The following is a 16,415-nucleotide window of genomic DNA, read 5'->3' as shown; positions in this document are numbered from 1 at the left end:
GAAAAATCGCGTCTTCCATCGCCGATACAGACCTACAGGTGGATGATCAATGAGGGAACTGCAAAAAGCGCGCCAATTACGCACTTATGCCCATTTGCACGGCTTGCGGGCATCGTAAGGAGCGCGGGCGAATCGTTTTAGCGCACCCACGACGGCAAATGCACCTACCCACGCACCACTTTAGTGCACGCACGCGTCGGAAGGGAATGCTTAGTCGCGAGCTTTACGTATAAACGCTTTTAAGGAACCGTAATCGTCACGGCTGCCGAACGGTGCTGCAAACGCTGACGACTATCCAGTAGCTCTGCCTGAAGCTCGTGGCGCCCCGGTGGAAGCCCCGTTAGCCAGAAGACATCGCTGTGCAGCGCGGACTGGCTGATGTCGCCATTCACTAGCAGCCGCACCTGGTGATCGTCGCGCAGCGGAGGCGCAAGGGCCACCTCCACCGCCGTCATGCCACCTTCCACCCGTGCGCCTTGCTGGGGCAGGGCAATCGAGAAATGGTCATAAGGCATAAAGGGCTGCCCCGGCTTGTCCCGCGGCCGCTGTGGCGCTGATGGGGCCGCATTCGTGCCAGAATTGACGAGCGCCGCGCTTAATGCAGGCGGCAGGCTTGGCAACGGCGACAACTCTAAGGCCTCACCACCGCGACCAGGGTCATCGGTAAAGGTCACGTTGCCGTCCTCATCGGTAACTCGATATACCGTCTGCCCGAATGCCAAAACGGCTGCGCCAGCAAGCGTCGCGCCCAAAAGAGTCACCAGCACGCCGCGCATCGCGACTGTATTGATCCTACTCATCGCACCCCTTGCACTGCTTATAAGCCCCAATAATAAAAAACCCCGCCGAAGCGAGGTTCTATTAATAATCACCGTTTCCGCCGCCTGGCTGATAAACAGCCAGGGGTTAAAAACGCTGATTAGCAGCTGTAGTACATATCAAACTCAATCGGGTGCGTAGTCATGCGAATACGCTCAACTTCTTCCATTTTGAGTTCGATGTAGGCATCGATCATCTCGTCGGTGAACACGCCACCTTCGGTCAAGAACGCACGGTCAGCGTCGAGTGCTTCCAGTGCTTGATCCAGGCTATGCGCCACGGTCGGTACTGACTTGCCTTCTTCTGGCGGCAGGTCGTACAGGTTTTTGTCCATGGCATCGCCAGGATGGATCTTGTTTTTGATGCCGTCGATACCCGCCATCAACATGGCAGAGAACGCCAGGTAGGGGTTAGCGGTCGGGTCAGGGAAACGTGCTTCTACACGCTTACCTTTCGGGCTAGCGGTGTAAGGAATGCGGATTGAAGCAGAACGGTTGCGGGCGCTGTAAGCCAGCATTACCGGGGCTTCAAAACCAGGTACCAGACGCTTGTACGAGTTGGTAGACGCGTTAGTAAAGGCGTTCAGAGCACGAGCGTGCTTGATGATACCGCCAATGTAGAACAGCGCCATTTCAGACAGACCAGCATACTCGTCACCGGCGAACTGGTTCTCACCGCCTTTCCAGAACGACTGGTGCACGTGCATACCTGAACCGTTGTCACCTACCAGCGGCTTCGGCATAAAGGTGGCGGTTTTGCCATACGCGTGGGCCACGTTGTGGATCACGTATTTCATTTCCTGCACTTCGTCAGCTTTCTTCACCAGCGTGTTGAATTTCACGCCAATTTCGTTCTGACCTGCGTTGGAAACTTCGTGGTGGTGAACTTCCACGGTCTGACCAATCGCTTCCAGGGTGTTACACATGGCACCACGAATATCGTGGAAGCTATCCACCGGGGGAACCGGGAAGTAGCCGCCTTTAACGCGCGGACGGTGCCCCAGGTTGCCGCCTTCAACGACACTGTCGGTTGCCCAAGCGCCTTCGTCGGAAGTGATTTTATACATGGAGCCCTGGATATCAGACTTCCAGTGCACTTCGTCAAAGATGAAGAATTCAGGCTCAGGACCAAAGAAAGCGGTGTCGCCCAGGCCAGTAGACTGAAGGTAAGCCTCTGCACGCTTAGCAATGGAGCGCGGGTCACGGTCGTAGCCCTGCATGGTGGCCGGCTCGATGATGTCGCAGCGTAGAACCAGCGTGGCATCTTCAGTGAAGGGGTCCAGGTAACCAGTACCATCTTCCGGGCGCAGAATCATGTCGGATTCGTTGATGCCCTTCCAGCCTTCAATAGAAGAGCCATCAAACATTTGGCCATTCTCGAAGAATTCTTCGTCCACATCGCGAGCAGGCACGGTAACGTGCTGCTCTTTACCGCGAGTGTCGGTAAAACGCAGGTCTACCCATTTAACATCATGTTCTTCAATTAGCGCGAGGGTCTTGGCTGACATAGTGTCCTCCGGTATGAGCGTGGCTTAAAGCTAACGACAGTAAGCTACCGATAAAAGTGTTGTTCGACAAACTACGTGCTAAACCGCACGTTTGTCATTCTTGTTCGCTCAACGTTTGCCTGACATTTTTAACAAATCGCTCAGCGAGCATTTCAGACCGGCTATCGTTTTAGCATGCCGCAGGGCTTATGCCTACGGCCACTAGCCGCTTCAAAACTTACTACACAGTCAAAGCACATTTCATGCCAACACTGCACCAATATGGCGTAAAAAAACAATAAATGATTGTTTTGTATATCATAAAAAATAAAGCTAAATGCCTCTTGATGACGCATAACGGCTAAACAAGGTGTCTCAAGCCAGCTAAAAACCCCTCAATGCACCAAAATAGAACAAAAATAATGCTTTATGCGCCATTAAAGAGCACTAAATATACTGAACCCTCTTTTTTAGCTCGCAAGTTTTTTTACTTGCTACCCAAATAAACCAGATACTACAATAAATTACAAATTGATAGATTAGCTCACAATTGGAGTCGGCAAATGGGATCGGTCTGCTTTATCGTTGATGCCATGGTGACGGGTGAGATGTTGCCACGCCATTTAAAATCCATACGTGAGTCAGGTGTTGCCGACCACTTGCTGCCCATTTTAGTGACAGCCACTCAAGCTCAAGCGCGCCTGAGTGCTATTGAACAGCGCTACCACACCCACTCGCTGATTACCCCAACGCGAACGCTAGGGGCTCGCCTTAATAAAGCCGCGTTTGCCAGTCAAGCCGAATGGCTCATCATTGCGCTGCAAAAAAAACCGCTGCCTGCCGCACTTTGGGGCGCGCTCTATCCACAGCTCAACACTTACACCCTGGACGCGTTAATTATCGGCCTCACCCGGCCATCGCTGTCGGAACGCATTCTGCGGCGCCTGTTGGCAAGTGCGTTAATTTTGCCGCCCTACATCGCCGTTAGGCGCGTCTGGCTTGAACGCTTGGGTGGGTTTGACCCTGAGTTGGGCGATGACAGCACGATAGTCGATTTTTTGCAGCGCTTACACGCCTGCCCCACCCGCTTGAAAACCTACAGCGGCCACCTGCTTAGCCAAATGGATGATCCAGACGATTGTTCGCTACCTACCCCGCCCGGTGCGGCTTGCACTACGCGCCCTTGACACGGGCCCTATCACTATCTCTTACCGTCACTGCTTTTTTTGCTGCTGCCTAGCTGACCTTCAACTGCTTACCAAATAGCATGGCGCCGAGTGTGGTGGTATTGGCCAGCTTATTAAGGCCCACAGACCCCACTGCGCCCACCACTATGAGCACCAGCGCATACACCCCAACCGGTAACGACAAAGGCTCAATCGCCAGATCGGTGAGCACAAAGAACATAGGGTGCGCCAAGTAAATACCGAACGAATACGCATTGATGTGGCGCACCCATAAAGGCGCAGGACGCCTGGCCAAGTAGCGCATGGCGCACAGCGTAAACAGCACGAAGAAAGGAATTACCCATACCTCTTTGGAAGAGAAGGCCAGCCAGCCAGCGAAGGTCGCAGCAATAATCAGTGCCACCATTAGCGCTAACCAGAACGGGCGGGCCATTTGTTGCATCCAGACAGGCCGCGCCAACATAACGCTCTCAGGGGCTAGCGGGTAGTAGCGCACCAGCACCAGAGCAAGAAAAAACACATAGATCCAGCCCAGTGGAGCAATCCAGAGCAGATAACCGGGCAGGTCAACGTCAAACCAGTAAGCCAGCCCCCAATACGCCATGCTGATCACACAGGCGCCCCACAGCCACGGCACCGGGTTCAAGCGCCACAGCTGCCAACGGGTAAACAACCAATAAGCCACATAAAACTGCATCGCGATGATCAAAAAATAGCCATGCCAGCCCGCGTAGACATAATACTCAATGGTATTGGCCACAAACCCCACCGGCTCATCTGAGGCCTGCAGCCTTACCCATTCAGCCGTCGAATAGATAAAGCCATACACAAAGTACGGCACCATCACATACTTAACGCGCTGGGCTAGAAAACCTTCCGGCACGGCCTTGTCGTAGCGAACGGCAAATACAAAGACCGCAATAAACAGGAAAATCGGCGTACCCAAAACCAGCGGTATGCGCATCAAATCGGTGGCAACGTTATCGAGGCGTTGATTGACGTGATCTAATAAGTGAAACAAAAAAACGGCTATACAGCCGTAAGCACGTAACCAATAGATCTCTTCAATTTTCCGCATTGGGCCTCCCGCCGCTACCTATTCCTACCCTGGCATTTTGAATGGCGATGATGAATGACTATGCTAACTGACTGTCTTATATGGCTATGATGAACAATGAGGGCCTTCACGCTGTCCGACCCTATTGAACAGTTTTAATTCCCGGAGGAAACGTGTTCATCCCCAAACTACCGCTACTCTCGTACCGATGTAACGCCCTACTCACCGCGTTTATTGGCTGGCTAACGTTTAGCGGCCACAGTTTAGCCAGCGAGGTTGAACACCATCAGTTTTTCTCACCCACGCTTGGGTACGACTACCCCTATAGCGTTTATTTACCCGACCATTATGACGACCAAATGACCGACGCTTATCCGGTCGTTTATATGCTGCACGGCTCGTTTGGCACCGACCGCGACTGGGTTTCCCGCGGCAACTTACAGCAGGTGGCAGATAGGTTAATTCGCGCCGGGCATATTCCTCCGGCGGTGTTCGTTATGCCCGGCAGCCGCAGTTGGTGGGTGGATGGCCACAATGAGCCCGCCCGCAGCGCATTTTTTAACGACCTAATGCCCCACATAGAAGCGACCTACCGTGTGGGACAAGAGCGCCACTTGCGTGGCGTGGCAGGGCTCTCCGCTGGCGGCTACGGCGCGCTCAATTTTGCCCTGGAACGGCCTGAACTGTTTGCCGCAGTGGCCGCGTTAAGCCCCGCAAGCTATGCTCCCCTGCCACCGCGTAACTCCTCCGCCTGGCGCCACCCGGCCTTTCGCAATGACCAGGGGCAATTTGATCGCGAGCTATGGAAATCCCTTAACTACGTTGAACATTTGGAAGAGTACCGCCTGCGCGTGACACCCCGCGGCACTGAAGAAGAGGGCGACCTCTCCCCCGTACCGCTGTATATCAGCGCCGGGCGTAGCGACGTTTACGACGCTGAATTTCACGCCCGCATCCTGCGCCAAGCCATGGAACGCATTCAGCCCAACGATGTGCGCCTTGATCTCTACCCCGGCGGCCACACATGGCAGGTATGGCGCGCCAGCCTACCGGCAGCGCTCAACTTTCTATTTCAGTACGTGGGCCAGCCGGTCGTTGAAGCACAGGCTGAAGAAGACTAGGAGGAAGTAAGCGGTTGAGCGCACTACACTAAAGCAATACCCTTCAAAGCACTTTCCAACACAAGGAAGACAGCGATGCACCAGCATATCGAATGGGACGAACCCGGCAGCGCCAGCGTAGCTGAGTACTTTAAAAACGACCCTGATCACAACGCCCCCGACCCAGGCGACATTATTTCCGCCCGCTATCAAGGCGCCATGGTGCGCGTCAAAGTAGAAGCCTACCGAGAAGATGACGCCGTCAGCATCGGCGAAGTCGCCGCCATCATCGACACCAAAGGCGGCCGCCACCAAAGCCATCACAAGCTCGAAGTCGGCCACATCGTCCGCGTACCCGACGACAAACGCGCCATGGAAACACCCACACAAGAAGATTAAAGATTAGCATTTTCTAAACTAACCACACCAGCCACTAACACGGTGGCTTTTCCGCGCAAAGCTAAACAACCAAGCAACACATCGAGTATCGTCAGCGCACCCGCACAGCGGTGCCAGGTGCACATACCTTAAGTCTATAGCCATACTGGCTGGGCGGCAGCGAACTCTGAGGTGGGAGCTAACGCCGCTGGCAAAGCTTTATGAACTGCCTATATGGCAACACCGACTTTGCCACACATGACGGATCATGCACTTTCGAGTAGCGCGTGGTAAGCCTAAGGCGCACCCGCGAAAGCACCGCGCAGCGGTGCCACGGGCACATATCTCAGGTCTAACCACGACCATCTATCTCAATGAGGTTCTTTCGCCACATGAGCAGCTCATCCCTATAAGCGCGGGGATCGGATTGCCTGCTAATTCAGCCATTACGAACACCTCGGTTCATCCCCGCTCGTGCGGGGAGCGGATAATCGCGATGCACTTTCTCGAAAGCAATCTCGGTTCATCCCCGCCCGTGCAGGGATCGGAAGTTGTCACCTATCGCCTCATAGCCATGGATCGGCTCATCCCCACAGGCACGGGGATCGGTCTTCCTGAATGATTTGCGGCGTGATGATCGGCGGTTCATCCCCGCAGGCGCGAGGATCGGCGTCGGTGGCAACTGGCAAACCAACCCATTATCAGTTCATCCCCGCAGGCGCGGGGATCGGGCCAGATACACGTAGGCGGCGGGCGTTTCTGCCGGTTCATCCCCGCAGGCGCGGGGATCGGTGACACCCATATTCCATGGGCACGGCTAGATGCGGTTCATCCCCGCAGGCGCGGGGATCGGCCAGGCTCGACGCTAAAGCACTTTGCTCATCGCGGTTCATCCCCGCAGGCGCGGGGATCGGATCAACCGCTGAACCCAGCACCCCCATGGCGCCGGTTCATCCCCGCAGGCGCGGGGATCGGATACCCTCGGGCCCAGAAGGCGGCCGCCCATCCGGTTCATCCCCGCAGGCGCGGGGATCGGAAGCACTCACCCGTACGCGACCTGTTCGCCATCGGTTCATCTCCGCAGGCGCGGGGATCGGAGCTGTCTTACTGACACGCTCCAATGGTCAGGCGGTTCATCCCCGCAGGCGCGGGGATCGGTTTGACCCGGCATACTGGAAATAAACACATTGCGGTTCATCCCCGCAGGCGCGGGGATCGGGTGCGCATCCTCAATACGTCCTACTCCAAAGACGGTTCATCCCCGCAGGCGCGGGGATCGGTCGTTTTCATCGGTAATGATAATGACCATATACGGTTCATCCCCGCAGGCGCGGGGATCGGTCAACACCCAGTTTCTGAACACCGAGCGCCCACGGTTCATCCCCGCAGGCGCGGGGATCGGCCATTAGACCAGCGTGAGAAAGTGTAAGAATACGGTTCATCCCCGCAGGCGCGGGGATCGGGTCGACTTCGATGGGGCCGTCCATGCCGCCACCGGTTCATCCCCGCAGGCGCGGGGATCGGGCGAACTGGTACTGCTCAATGCGATAGTGATGCGGTTCATCCCCGCAGGCGCGGGGATCGGGGCGGCAGAATCTGCGGCGATGGCGGTGGCGACGGTTCATCCCCGCAGGCGCGGGGATCGGGGTGGCGGTGAAGCCGATTTGGGTGATGGTGACGGTTCATCCCCGCAGGCGCGGGGATCGGAGCCGGTCGCTGCGCCCGTTGGCCTGGTTACGCGGTTCATCCCCGCAGGCGCGGGGATCGGCCAATGCGGGCCAATGGGATCAGTTCCTCCGCCGGTTCATCCCCGCAGGCGCGGGGATCGGTTCCAGATAGTGGATGCCGCCCGGCGTGAACTCGGTTCATCCCCGCAGGCGCGGGGATCGGGGCCATGATTGCCATAGCTCGGGCGGCAACAGCGGTTCATCCCCGCAGGCGCGGGGATCGGTCTGGAATGTGCCTTGTGCTGCCGGGCTAACGCGGTTCATCCCCGCAGGCGCGGGGATCGGGATCACAAAATCACCCTTATTGATCACCTCGCCGGTTCATCCCCGCAGGCGCGGGGATCGGAACGCCTAGGCCTCGCGGAAGAAGCACCACCGCGGTTCATCCCCGCAGGCGCGGGGATCGGTGAAAGCCCAAATCACTAATGAGCAAGAGCTGCGGTTCATCCCCGCAGGCGCGGGGATCGGAGCTAGACAGCGGTTCACCGGCAGCGGTCACTCGGTTCATCCCCGCAGGCGCGGGGATCGGCGCCGAGGTAGTTCTCGGGCAGGCCGTTCAGTACGGTTCATCCCCGCAGGCGCGGGGATCGGCCGCTAGCAGGGTGACGCAGCCACGTAACGCGCGGTTCATCCCCGCAGGCGCGGGGATCGGCGTTATCAGCTTTCTTTCACGTGCCCACTTGCCGGTTCATCCCCGCAGGCGCGGGGATCGGTTTCTACAAAGGCATTTCCCCACAGGCAGATGCGGTTCATCCCCGCAGGCGCGGGGATCGGCTTTTTAACCATATCCAGCGCGGGCTGAAATACGGTTCATCCCCGCAGGCGCGGGGATCGGCGCTTCATGAAGATGCGGCGCTCAACAATTTGCGGTTCATCCCCGCAGGCGCGGGGATCGGTTTATGGCGGCTCGTTGCTGCTATTGCTGGCGCGGTTCATCCCCGCAGGCGCGGGGATCGGGATCATCGGGGGTTCGATGGACTCATCGCGCACGGTTCATCCCCGCAGGCGCGGGGATCGGACACCAGACCATCAAGGTCATTAGCACGTCGTCGGTTCATCCCCGCAGGCGCGGGGATCGGTCGACCAACACACCATCAAAACGCTACGCACCCGGTTCATCCCCGCAGGCGCGGGGATCGGATGATAGACGCCCGCACCCAACACGACACAACCGGTTCATCCCCGCAGGCGCGGGGATCGGAGGCATCATCATTTTCATGGCTGCAGCGGCGGCGGTTCATCCCCGCAGGCGCGGGGATCGGGTCGCTAAACACCGCGTAGCGGCGCATTCCGTCGGTTCATCCCCGCAGGCGCGGGGATCGGGAATTCATCGTTAACGGCAGCGTTAAATAACGCGGTTCATCCCCGCAGGCGCGGGGATCGGTTGAAACGCTTGCGCGCTGTGCCTTCTGGCCGCGGTTCATCCCCGCAGGCGCGGGGATCGGGTGAAATCACTAGCAAGCGCCAGTAATTCTATCGGTTCATCCCCGCAGGCGCGGGGATCGGGAAATAAACGGTATAGCGATAGGCGCGGCAACCGGTTCATCCCCGCAGGCGCGGGGATCGGCTCAAAGTTAGTGATCTCTGGCATCAGTTAGCCGGTTCATCCCCGCAGGCGCGGGGATCGGGCCCGTGATGGCGGCATTGCTGAAATTGCCATCGGTTCATCCCCGCAGGCGCGGGGATCGGGCGCTGAGCGCTTCCATGGGCAGTGTGTGCAGTGGTTCATCCCCGCAGGCGCGGGGATCGGGCGCGAATACTGGACGCTGGAAACCCCTAACGCGGTTCATCCCCGCAGGCGCGGGGATCGGTAACCCGCAACGGCGTCGGTCACGTTGTTTCGCGGTTCATCCCCGCAGGCGCGGGGATCGGAAAGCGGCCCGTTATAATCGCGGCTTCCAGTTCGGTTCATCCCCGCAGGCGCGGGGATCGGCTGCAGACGTCGCCTGCAGGTCGCCCTTCAAACGGTTCATCCCCGCAGGCGCGGGGATCGGTTCACTTCGCCTTCCTGGATCCGCGCGAACAGCGGTTCATCCCCGCAGGCGCGGGGATCGGAACTGCTGCAGGCGTTCAGGCTCATGGGCAGGCGGTTCATCCCCGCAGGCGCGGGGATCGGACTTGTCGTAGACAGTTGATCTACAAGAAGAAAATAGCAGATAAAAATTCTACCAGCTATTTTGCTTACTTTTTAACCATCTTAAATTTTTAAAGATCCAATAAAATCAGCTAGTTAACTTGTGGCGGTAAAAAGCGCACCAAACGTAACCCGTCATGGTCGACGGGTTCGCGGCGGTTTTCTCCATAGGTTTGGAATTCAAAACCGGATTCATGGTTGCTGGCCCAGGCCATTGCCACGTTGCCATCTTCGGCTAGGGCCTCGACCTGTTCCCAAATCATTTCACGAATACGCCTGCTAACATCGCCAACGTAGACACCTGCTCTGATTTCTAATAGCCATACCGCTAACCTGCCACGCAGGCGCGGCGGCACAGCTTCTGTAATTACCACGAGCATCGCCATTTATCCGCTCCTGTGCCCGGCATTGCCGACCGATGGTGGTTCTGGAATGGCAGGTGGAACCGCGTCGGGTGCTGGCGGTGGCGGCTGTATATCGCCTGCGGCCAGCACATCTTCGATCATAGGAATTAAGCGCTGGAGTATGCGCGACTGCTTGAACGCATCGCGGCAGGCGATACGAACCTCCCTTTCCGGCATGGGCGGATTGCGCGCAGCGACTCTAAAGGCCGCTGGTACTACGGTTTCAAACTTCACGATGTCGGCAATATCGTACACAAAACTCAACGGCTTGCCGGTGTGCAGATACCCAATCGCTGGGGCGTAGCCAGCTGCCAAAATAGCGGCTTCGGTTATTCCGTATAGGCAGGCGGTTGCCGATGATAGGCATTGGTTGGCAACATCGGAAGCATCCCACTGCTTAGGGTCATAACGGCGTCCGTTCCATTTAACGCCATACTGTTTAGCTAACAGTTGATATGTTTTGCGCACCCTTGCGCCCTCCATACCACGCAGTTGCTCGATGCTGCGACGCGAAGGCGGCTCTTCACCAAAACGCAGTTCAAACATCTTTCGCACTACTTTAAGGCGTAGCTTTTCATCCAACGCCAGCTGCGCCTGATAGAGCAATTTATCTGACCGCGCGCCACCCGGTTGGCCAGCGCTATAAAGCCGTACGCCAGCATCCCCTACCCAAATCAGTAATGTTCCTACCGTAGCCGCCAGCTTTATAGCGGCATGTGAAACCCGCGTACCCGGTTCAAGCAACAGACAAGCCACCGAACCCACCGGGATATGCATGCGCTCGCCATTCACTTCATCTATGACGACAAAAGCACCGTCGCGTACATCTATCTGCCCCATCCCGATAAAAATCATCGACATTCGGTCTTTTTCGGGAATGGGCTTTAGCGGAATAAAGCCCATGTTGGTCTCCTAAGGTCGGCGCAGTAGTAGCAAACCACCACCAAATGCCTTGGCCCGCCCAATGCCGTGGGCCATTGTTTCGACTAGCTTTCCTGGATTGGTAACTTCCAGCAGGCCTTCGTAATCCACCGTTGAGAACTGAACCGGCTTGCCGCTCCCTTTATTCAGCACATGCTGGCGGTAGGCACCCAACTCTGGCGTAACCGGCAAGCTAAAGCCCCATGTTTCAGCGCGGTTTTCGAGCCACTCACGGGCTTTGCCATTCATCGCATCAACACAGGCTTGGCTGGTGCGCTGCCCCGGAGGGAATGGCTTTTTGGCCGCCATCAACACATCGGCACGCTGGCCACGTTGTCCAGGCACGGAAATCGCCATTGTGGGGTTAGCGCGTAGGCGAAATGCTAGCGTATCGCCCGCTTTGAGTTCTGGCGCGTAGGGTTTGCTCTCTGCAGTCAGTAAGCCTGCCACTGATGCAGGTTCACGATCTGAAAGAACGTAAAATAGTGGTAGTCCTTTAGGGCCTTTACTCTCTTCGACTTCTTCCAGCTCTTGCCGAAAAATAAAGGGTCGCGGCCCTTCGTAGTCGGGGAATAGCTGCCATAAAAGCTGGTGAGCCGTATAGGCTTCAGCATTCATAACATCAAACAGCTTTTCTCGGGAGAGCCCGTTCAGGTCAACACGTACGCGTGAGAGATACATTAGCGCGCCTCCTCTGCTGCTATGGCCCGGCGAAACTCTAACCGGGGGCCAAACTGCCAGCGGCGTCGATTTAGCGGCAAATCCCACACATCGTTGTACTCTGCCGTTTGATCATTACCATCTAACCTACCGGCTTCACCTTCCCAGGCATATAAGGCTTCATCAGGAAAGCGAAGTACCGTTTTGTCTTCTCGACCGTTGAACGCCAGTGCAGGAAATGCCATATCAAGCGCTTCTTTAAGCGTGCTGCACTGCCGCCGCTGAGGGGCAAGCGGCGCAGCGGGCGGGCAGGATTTGCGCCCTAGATAAAGTGGGTAATAGGGTGTTTTGAGCGCTTGCTCAAGCTCAGAAAGCGTTAGGGTTGCCGCTGGCGTTAACCAGACGGCCACTGTCCATAGACCATCACAGCGATAGTCCCGGCTGGATAGTATAGTTTTCAGCGCATCACGCGGCGCGCTCAGCTCTTCTTTTCGAGTGCGATAGCTCACTTTTGCCTGCGAGGCGGGCATCTGCACCGTGTGGTAGTCCCGCATCAGTAAGCCAGGCGTGTACTGCTTTACTCCCATGGCAATACTGTCACGCAGCTGCGCCTGGCCTGCATCATCGTCTCGGCGAATTCCCAGCGCTGCGCCGAGCAAACCAAGCACGGCGCCTTTGCCAGGATAAGTTGCCGTGGGGCGCGTTTCACCAACGGCAGCCTCCCCCCAACTGGCAAGCGGCGCATAGAGCCGAAAAATAAGATAGTCGGTCATGCCGCCCCCTTACTGGTCGGTTTTTAAGAAAGCGATCAGTTCAGCAAGATTCCCTTTCTTAATGTCGCCTTTCAACTGCGGTTTTTCATAGTCAGGTTCGGCACTGATTACAAAGCGGCTGTCAGCGCCTGCTTCATAAGCATCATCAAAGGCTTGAGCTTGGCGCTCCAGGCTCTTGATCGCATCAAGCGTTTGATCCTGGCCTGTCACGGGCCGCAGGTAAGCAGTAGAAAGTGAACGCGGCTGCTGGTAGCCCTTTTCCGCCAGTACATAGCTCGCGTGGGCGCGGGAACCAAAGCTGTTTTGTTTGCCCTTGGGAGACGTTTTAACCGCAGCCTCCACCAATGCCGCAATCGCTTGGTCGGCTAATTCACTATTTCCCTGCAGATTCTCAACCAGTTGCTGGCGGTCAATGCAGATATACAGATAGAACAATCCGGCCCCAAAGCCAGATTCACCAATATGTGCCGCGCCGCGGTCTTTATCACCCGTGTTTAAGTCGTCAACAGCGGTAAAGTAATCGTCTTCCACTTCGGCAGCATGCACAGTAATCGCGTGGGCGACTTGGCAGGCGGCATCGACGTTATATTTAGGCTTAGAGGCTAACATTCGGCCAAATAGAGCCACATCGGCAGCAGCGGGATTATGGCGTAGAAGATCCAGCTCGTCCTCGTTGGGCTCACGATTCTCTTTCGCCAACGTCGTCACTAGATCGCTGATCGCTTGACGTTCCTCTCGGCCAACATGCACCAACTGCTCAATTTCAAACTCTTTTGCTTGGCCTTTTTCTATTTTGCGCAAACTGCCAAACACGCTGGCTATTTTTTCTGCACTGGCCGCTGCGATTTTTTCATCCAGACCTTTATCTGTCATTTCTTTATAGGCTTCTGAACCTAAACGCTTGGTACGCGTACCCACATGCCCAGCCAATACTTCTTCAAAGAGCGTAGAGGTACGCCACGTGCGCTTGAGGCTTTGTGACGAAACGCGTAGGCGCTTTGCCCCACCCATCAAAGCAGTTTTGGGGCGGCCTAAATCATCGCGGTTCAGGTTGGCTGGCGGATAAGAAGTCAGCAGGTGCAGTTGAATAAAGTGGCTCATAGATAACTCCGTTCGTGATGTCTATATGAAGCTAGAAAGGGTGATAGTCAGTCGTAAAAATCAGTCATTGCGATGGCTATAGCGAGACGTTGCGGCGAAATAGTCATTTGCCAGTACAAATCCAAGCCGGTGAGTAGGCTTGGCAGATAAACGTCCACGATGCTCGCGCCACCAGAGCGCGATAACACTCGCCAGCAGTACGACACTGATATCTTTCTTATCCGCAAGCGCCAGCGCTCGGCGTAAGCGCTGAATAAATTCTTCCGGCGTTCGGCAGGAAAGTAGCTGTTGAAAACGCAGCTCGCTCATCAAGGGCTTAACGGTTTGCTCTTTTTGCTGGCCAAGACGCGAGGCTAACGATGCGCCCTTCTTTTCTTCACGCAACTCCGCAGCTATTAACGCAATACATGACCACACTTGTAGCTTTTCATCGCGATAATCCGTTTGCTTCGTCGTCTCAGGCAGCATCGCCCATAGCTCACGAAAACCCTGGGTTAGCATGGCGGCCTCGGCGGTATCACAGCGGCGCAGTACCGCTCGTACACCACGGGGCAGTGATGGCTGAGGGGTCAATGCTTTCAAAGTCTGTGGGGTTAGCGTCAACCGCTGCCACCAACGGCGTAAGGCAACGGCTTCATCCAACTTCAAAGCAACTAGCGCTTTTTTCTCCGCCTCGGACAAAATATCTTCTTTTTCGATTGTTTCCGGCGTCTCCACATCACTCATCAGGCGTCTCCTGTCGTTGTTGCAGCAGAGGCCGTATTAATCTTGGCCTTAGCGGAGGGGTCAAAATCACCCTGTTGGATAAAGTCACTCACCACTTTGCTACCTTTGCTCTTGCCACTAAGAAAGCTTTGCAACTGCCGATGGGCAGCAGTAGCGCGTTCAAGGTTCATGCTTTCCTGGGAACCGCTTAGAGCTAGGTCTTCGAATACACGCATGGCTTCACGCTTAAGGGCTAAGTACCAACGCTCAGCAATGTCGGAAGGGATATGCGGTGGTGGCGAGTCTTGTTGCAGCATCTGCTGAAGGGCTAGCAACGCTTTAAAAAATTCAGGCTCGGTTGCATCGTAAAATTGGTTATCAATAGCGCTCATATCGCCCTTGGCATCCGATGGCCGTGAGAACCAAGCGTTTTTAACCTGAGTACGCACCATCCAGGCGACATTGCGCGACAGCTCGTTCAGTTGGTGAACCCAGGCACGTAGCCTTTCTTGCTGACCCTGTGGAATGTCTACCAGGGGCATTTCGACGCTGTACCAACCACGCGGCTTCATGTTGTCCATGTCGTAGCCAAACACCCATAGACGCGCCTCTCTTAGCAGCGCCTGGATGTCCTCATCGAAACGTCGCTCTTGTGTCACTAGCGGTTGCTTGCCATCGATATAGCTTTTCAACACTGCTGCCGCTATAGCACCACTGTTATCTTCGTCATTGAGCACGAAGCCGGACCAATGCCGATAACCCAGGCCACCAGGCTGGCCTTTGCTGGAAAGCGGCAACTCATTAGGTCTCTTGGGGTCACGTCGGTAAGGTGTCAGCGGGTGCAGCCAAGGGCCATCGTAGTTGGCTCCCTGTTTTTTAGCGCGGAGCTCACGCACCACTCGCTGCGTTTTCCGCCCGCATATATCGCACGGGCAACCGTCCACTTCTTCAAATAGAAGCCGGAAACGACGCGGCATTGACCAGTAAGAGTGCAGTGGGTGGGTATTTTCAGGCAGCACTTCGGTGCCTTTTTTGTCACTTACCCGAGTATTAGCCATCCAGAAAAATAGCGAAGGCTCTTCAGGATGTGGCGCTGTCCACTGCTGTCCCTTCTGGGTAGTTTCTTTCACCGTAATGACGTTTAGCCACAACCTTTCCCACAAGCTAGCTGTGGATAACTCCGGCATGACCAGTGTGGTCAGCGGGCCACCGCCCCGAAGCCCTACCCGAATACCGGCACCGCCCGCAGGAGCATTAATCTGCATGGTGTAAAGCGCTATGGCCGCGCAAGACTCGCACATCACATCAACGCGGCCCCGTTTCACGAAGAAATCGGTATTATTCTTGATACCATTGGCACCAGGGGCATCAATCAATAGACCGCTTATAGTGGCGTTTTTGACATCGTCCAGCGGATCAAGGTCCTGCATAAAGCGAGGGCCATCGCCGTCCATTTCAAAAGCGCTACTGAAAGGCGTGAATGCTTTATCCAACGCATTCACACTGGGTGGCTCCATTAACCAATCAAGCCAGTCGTCATGAGTTTTCGGCGGCAGTGCGGTTTGCAACAGGCCTATCAGGAACTGGTAGGCCGCCCCCTGGAAGTCTGCTCGCGGAAGAGCAAGATTGATGACGTCAGGATCCGCTATCGCCGAAGGCGGGTGATACTCCACCTCCCCATTGCTCAGTAGAAAGGGCAACCACGGGTCATTAAGTAGATTCATTAGTACCTCAGAAATGCTCAAAATTAAAAAAGCTGATCTCATTGCTGAGACCAGCCGATACAATCAACTATTTCTTTGGTTTTTTACCTTTTCGTGCTGGCCGAGGGGTAATTGGCCATGCTTGATATCCGTAGTCATGAGCATCTAGAACTTTTCCGCTTTTTGTCTTCCGGTAGCGTCGAAAAATCATTTCTGTCTCCCTTCGAAGGAGTTAAGTCCGAATTAAGCGACACCTGCTT

Annotated in this window: 13 protein-coding genes and 1 CRISPR repeat array; of the genes, 3 read left to right on the top strand and 10 right to left on the bottom strand. The window is 55.8% G+C overall.

Features of this window, described 5'->3' with window-relative positions; genetic code table 11:
• Window positions 1–239: 239 nt before the first annotated feature.
• A complete protein-coding gene (locus tag U738_RS17335; protein WP_035582761.1) occupies window positions 240–800 on the bottom strand; it encodes a DUF4124 domain-containing protein in 561 nt (186 codons plus the stop codon).
• 119 nt (window positions 801–919) lie between these two features.
• On the bottom strand, window positions 920–2,326 hold the full coding sequence (gene glnA / locus U738_RS17330; RefSeq protein ID WP_035582759.1) for a glutamate--ammonia ligase: 1,407 nt from the start codon (window positions 2,324–2,326) through the stop codon (window positions 920–922).
• Window positions 2,327–2,868: 542 nt separating this feature from the next.
• Between glnA and U738_RS17325 the strand changes: the two genes are divergently transcribed.
• On the top strand, window positions 2,869–3,492 hold the full coding sequence (locus U738_RS17325) for a hypothetical protein (protein ID WP_035582757.1): 624 nt from the start codon (window positions 2,869–2,871) through the stop codon (window positions 3,490–3,492).
• A 49-nt stretch (window positions 3,493–3,541) separates the two neighbouring features.
• Here U738_RS17325 and U738_RS17320 read toward each other — a convergent pair whose 3' ends face one another.
• Window positions 3,542–4,570, bottom strand: coding sequence for an acyltransferase family protein (locus tag U738_RS17320; protein WP_035582755.1), 1,029 nt, complete (start codon window positions 4,568–4,570; stop codon window positions 3,542–3,544).
• Between the two features lie 152 nt (window positions 4,571–4,722).
• Between U738_RS17320 and U738_RS17315 the strand changes: the two genes are divergently transcribed.
• Together U738_RS17315 and U738_RS17310 are read left to right on the top strand one after the other, a co-directional pair.
• Entirely contained in the window at window positions 4,723–5,670 is a 948-nt protein-coding gene (locus U738_RS17315; protein ID WP_035582753.1) for an alpha/beta hydrolase, read from the top strand.
• Window positions 5,671–5,745: 75 nt separating this feature from the next.
• Window positions 5,746–6,048, top strand: coding sequence for a hypothetical protein (locus U738_RS17310; RefSeq protein WP_035582751.1), 303 nt, complete (start codon window positions 5,746–5,748; stop codon window positions 6,046–6,048).
• A gap of 437 nt (window positions 6,049–6,485) precedes the next feature.
• Window positions 6,486–9,870: direct repeats of the CRISPR family, unit length 29 nt; unit sequence CGGTTCATCCCCGCAGGCGCGGGGATCGG.
• 110 nt (window positions 9,871–9,980) lie between these two features.
• Here the strand turns inward: U738_RS17310 and cas2e are convergent.
• The 7 genes from cas2e to casA are packed head-to-tail and all read right to left on the bottom strand — an operon-like array spanning window position 9,981 to window position 16,176.
• Window positions 9,981–10,274, bottom strand: coding sequence for a type I-E CRISPR-associated endoribonuclease Cas2e (gene cas2e / locus U738_RS17305; protein ID WP_035564117.1), 294 nt, complete (start codon window positions 10,272–10,274; stop codon window positions 9,981–9,983).
• The gene (cas1e, locus tag U738_RS17300; protein WP_035582749.1) at window positions 10,275–11,195 is read right to left on the bottom strand and encodes a type I-E CRISPR-associated endonuclease Cas1e; all 921 of its coding nucleotides are present in this window, start codon (window positions 11,193–11,195) and stop codon (window positions 10,275–10,277) included.
• Between the two features lie 9 nt (window positions 11,196–11,204).
• Window positions 11,205–11,894: a type I-E CRISPR-associated protein Cas6/Cse3/CasE gene (gene cas6e / locus U738_RS17295; protein ID WP_035582746.1), complete on the bottom strand. Its 690-nt coding sequence runs from the start codon at window positions 11,892–11,894 to the stop codon at window positions 11,205–11,207.
• Window positions 11,894–12,646 carry a type I-E CRISPR-associated protein Cas5/CasD gene (gene cas5e, locus U738_RS17290; protein WP_035582744.1) on the bottom strand — a complete coding sequence of 251 codons (753 nt, stop codon included), beginning with the start codon at window positions 12,644–12,646 and terminating at the stop codon, window positions 11,894–11,896. Before cas5e ends, cas6e begins: the two co-directional genes overlap by 1 nt.
• Before the next feature lie 9 nt (window positions 12,647–12,655).
• Window positions 12,656–13,747, bottom strand: coding sequence for a type I-E CRISPR-associated protein Cas7/Cse4/CasC (gene cas7e, locus U738_RS17285; protein ID WP_035582742.1), 1,092 nt, complete (start codon window positions 13,745–13,747; stop codon window positions 12,656–12,658).
• A 60-nt stretch (window positions 13,748–13,807) separates the two neighbouring features.
• Window positions 13,808–14,473, bottom strand: coding sequence for a type I-E CRISPR-associated protein Cse2/CasB (casB, locus tag U738_RS17280; RefSeq protein ID WP_035582740.1), 666 nt, complete (start codon window positions 14,471–14,473; stop codon window positions 13,808–13,810).
• Complete coding sequence (casA, locus tag U738_RS17275) at window positions 14,473–16,176, bottom strand: type I-E CRISPR-associated protein Cse1/CasA (protein WP_035582738.1); 1,704 nt, start codon at window positions 16,174–16,176, stop codon at window positions 14,473–14,475. Before casA ends, casB begins: the two co-directional genes overlap by 1 nt.
• Window positions 16,177–16,415: the final 239 nt, after the last annotated feature.

The sequence above is a fragment of the Halomonas sp. TG39a genome (assembly GCF_000744395.1).
Lineage (GTDB): Bacteria > Pseudomonadota > Gammaproteobacteria > Pseudomonadales > Halomonadaceae > Vreelandella > Vreelandella ventosae_B.
Note: the sequence above shows the minus strand (reverse complement) of the source record. Positions and strands in the feature narration are given on the sequence as shown.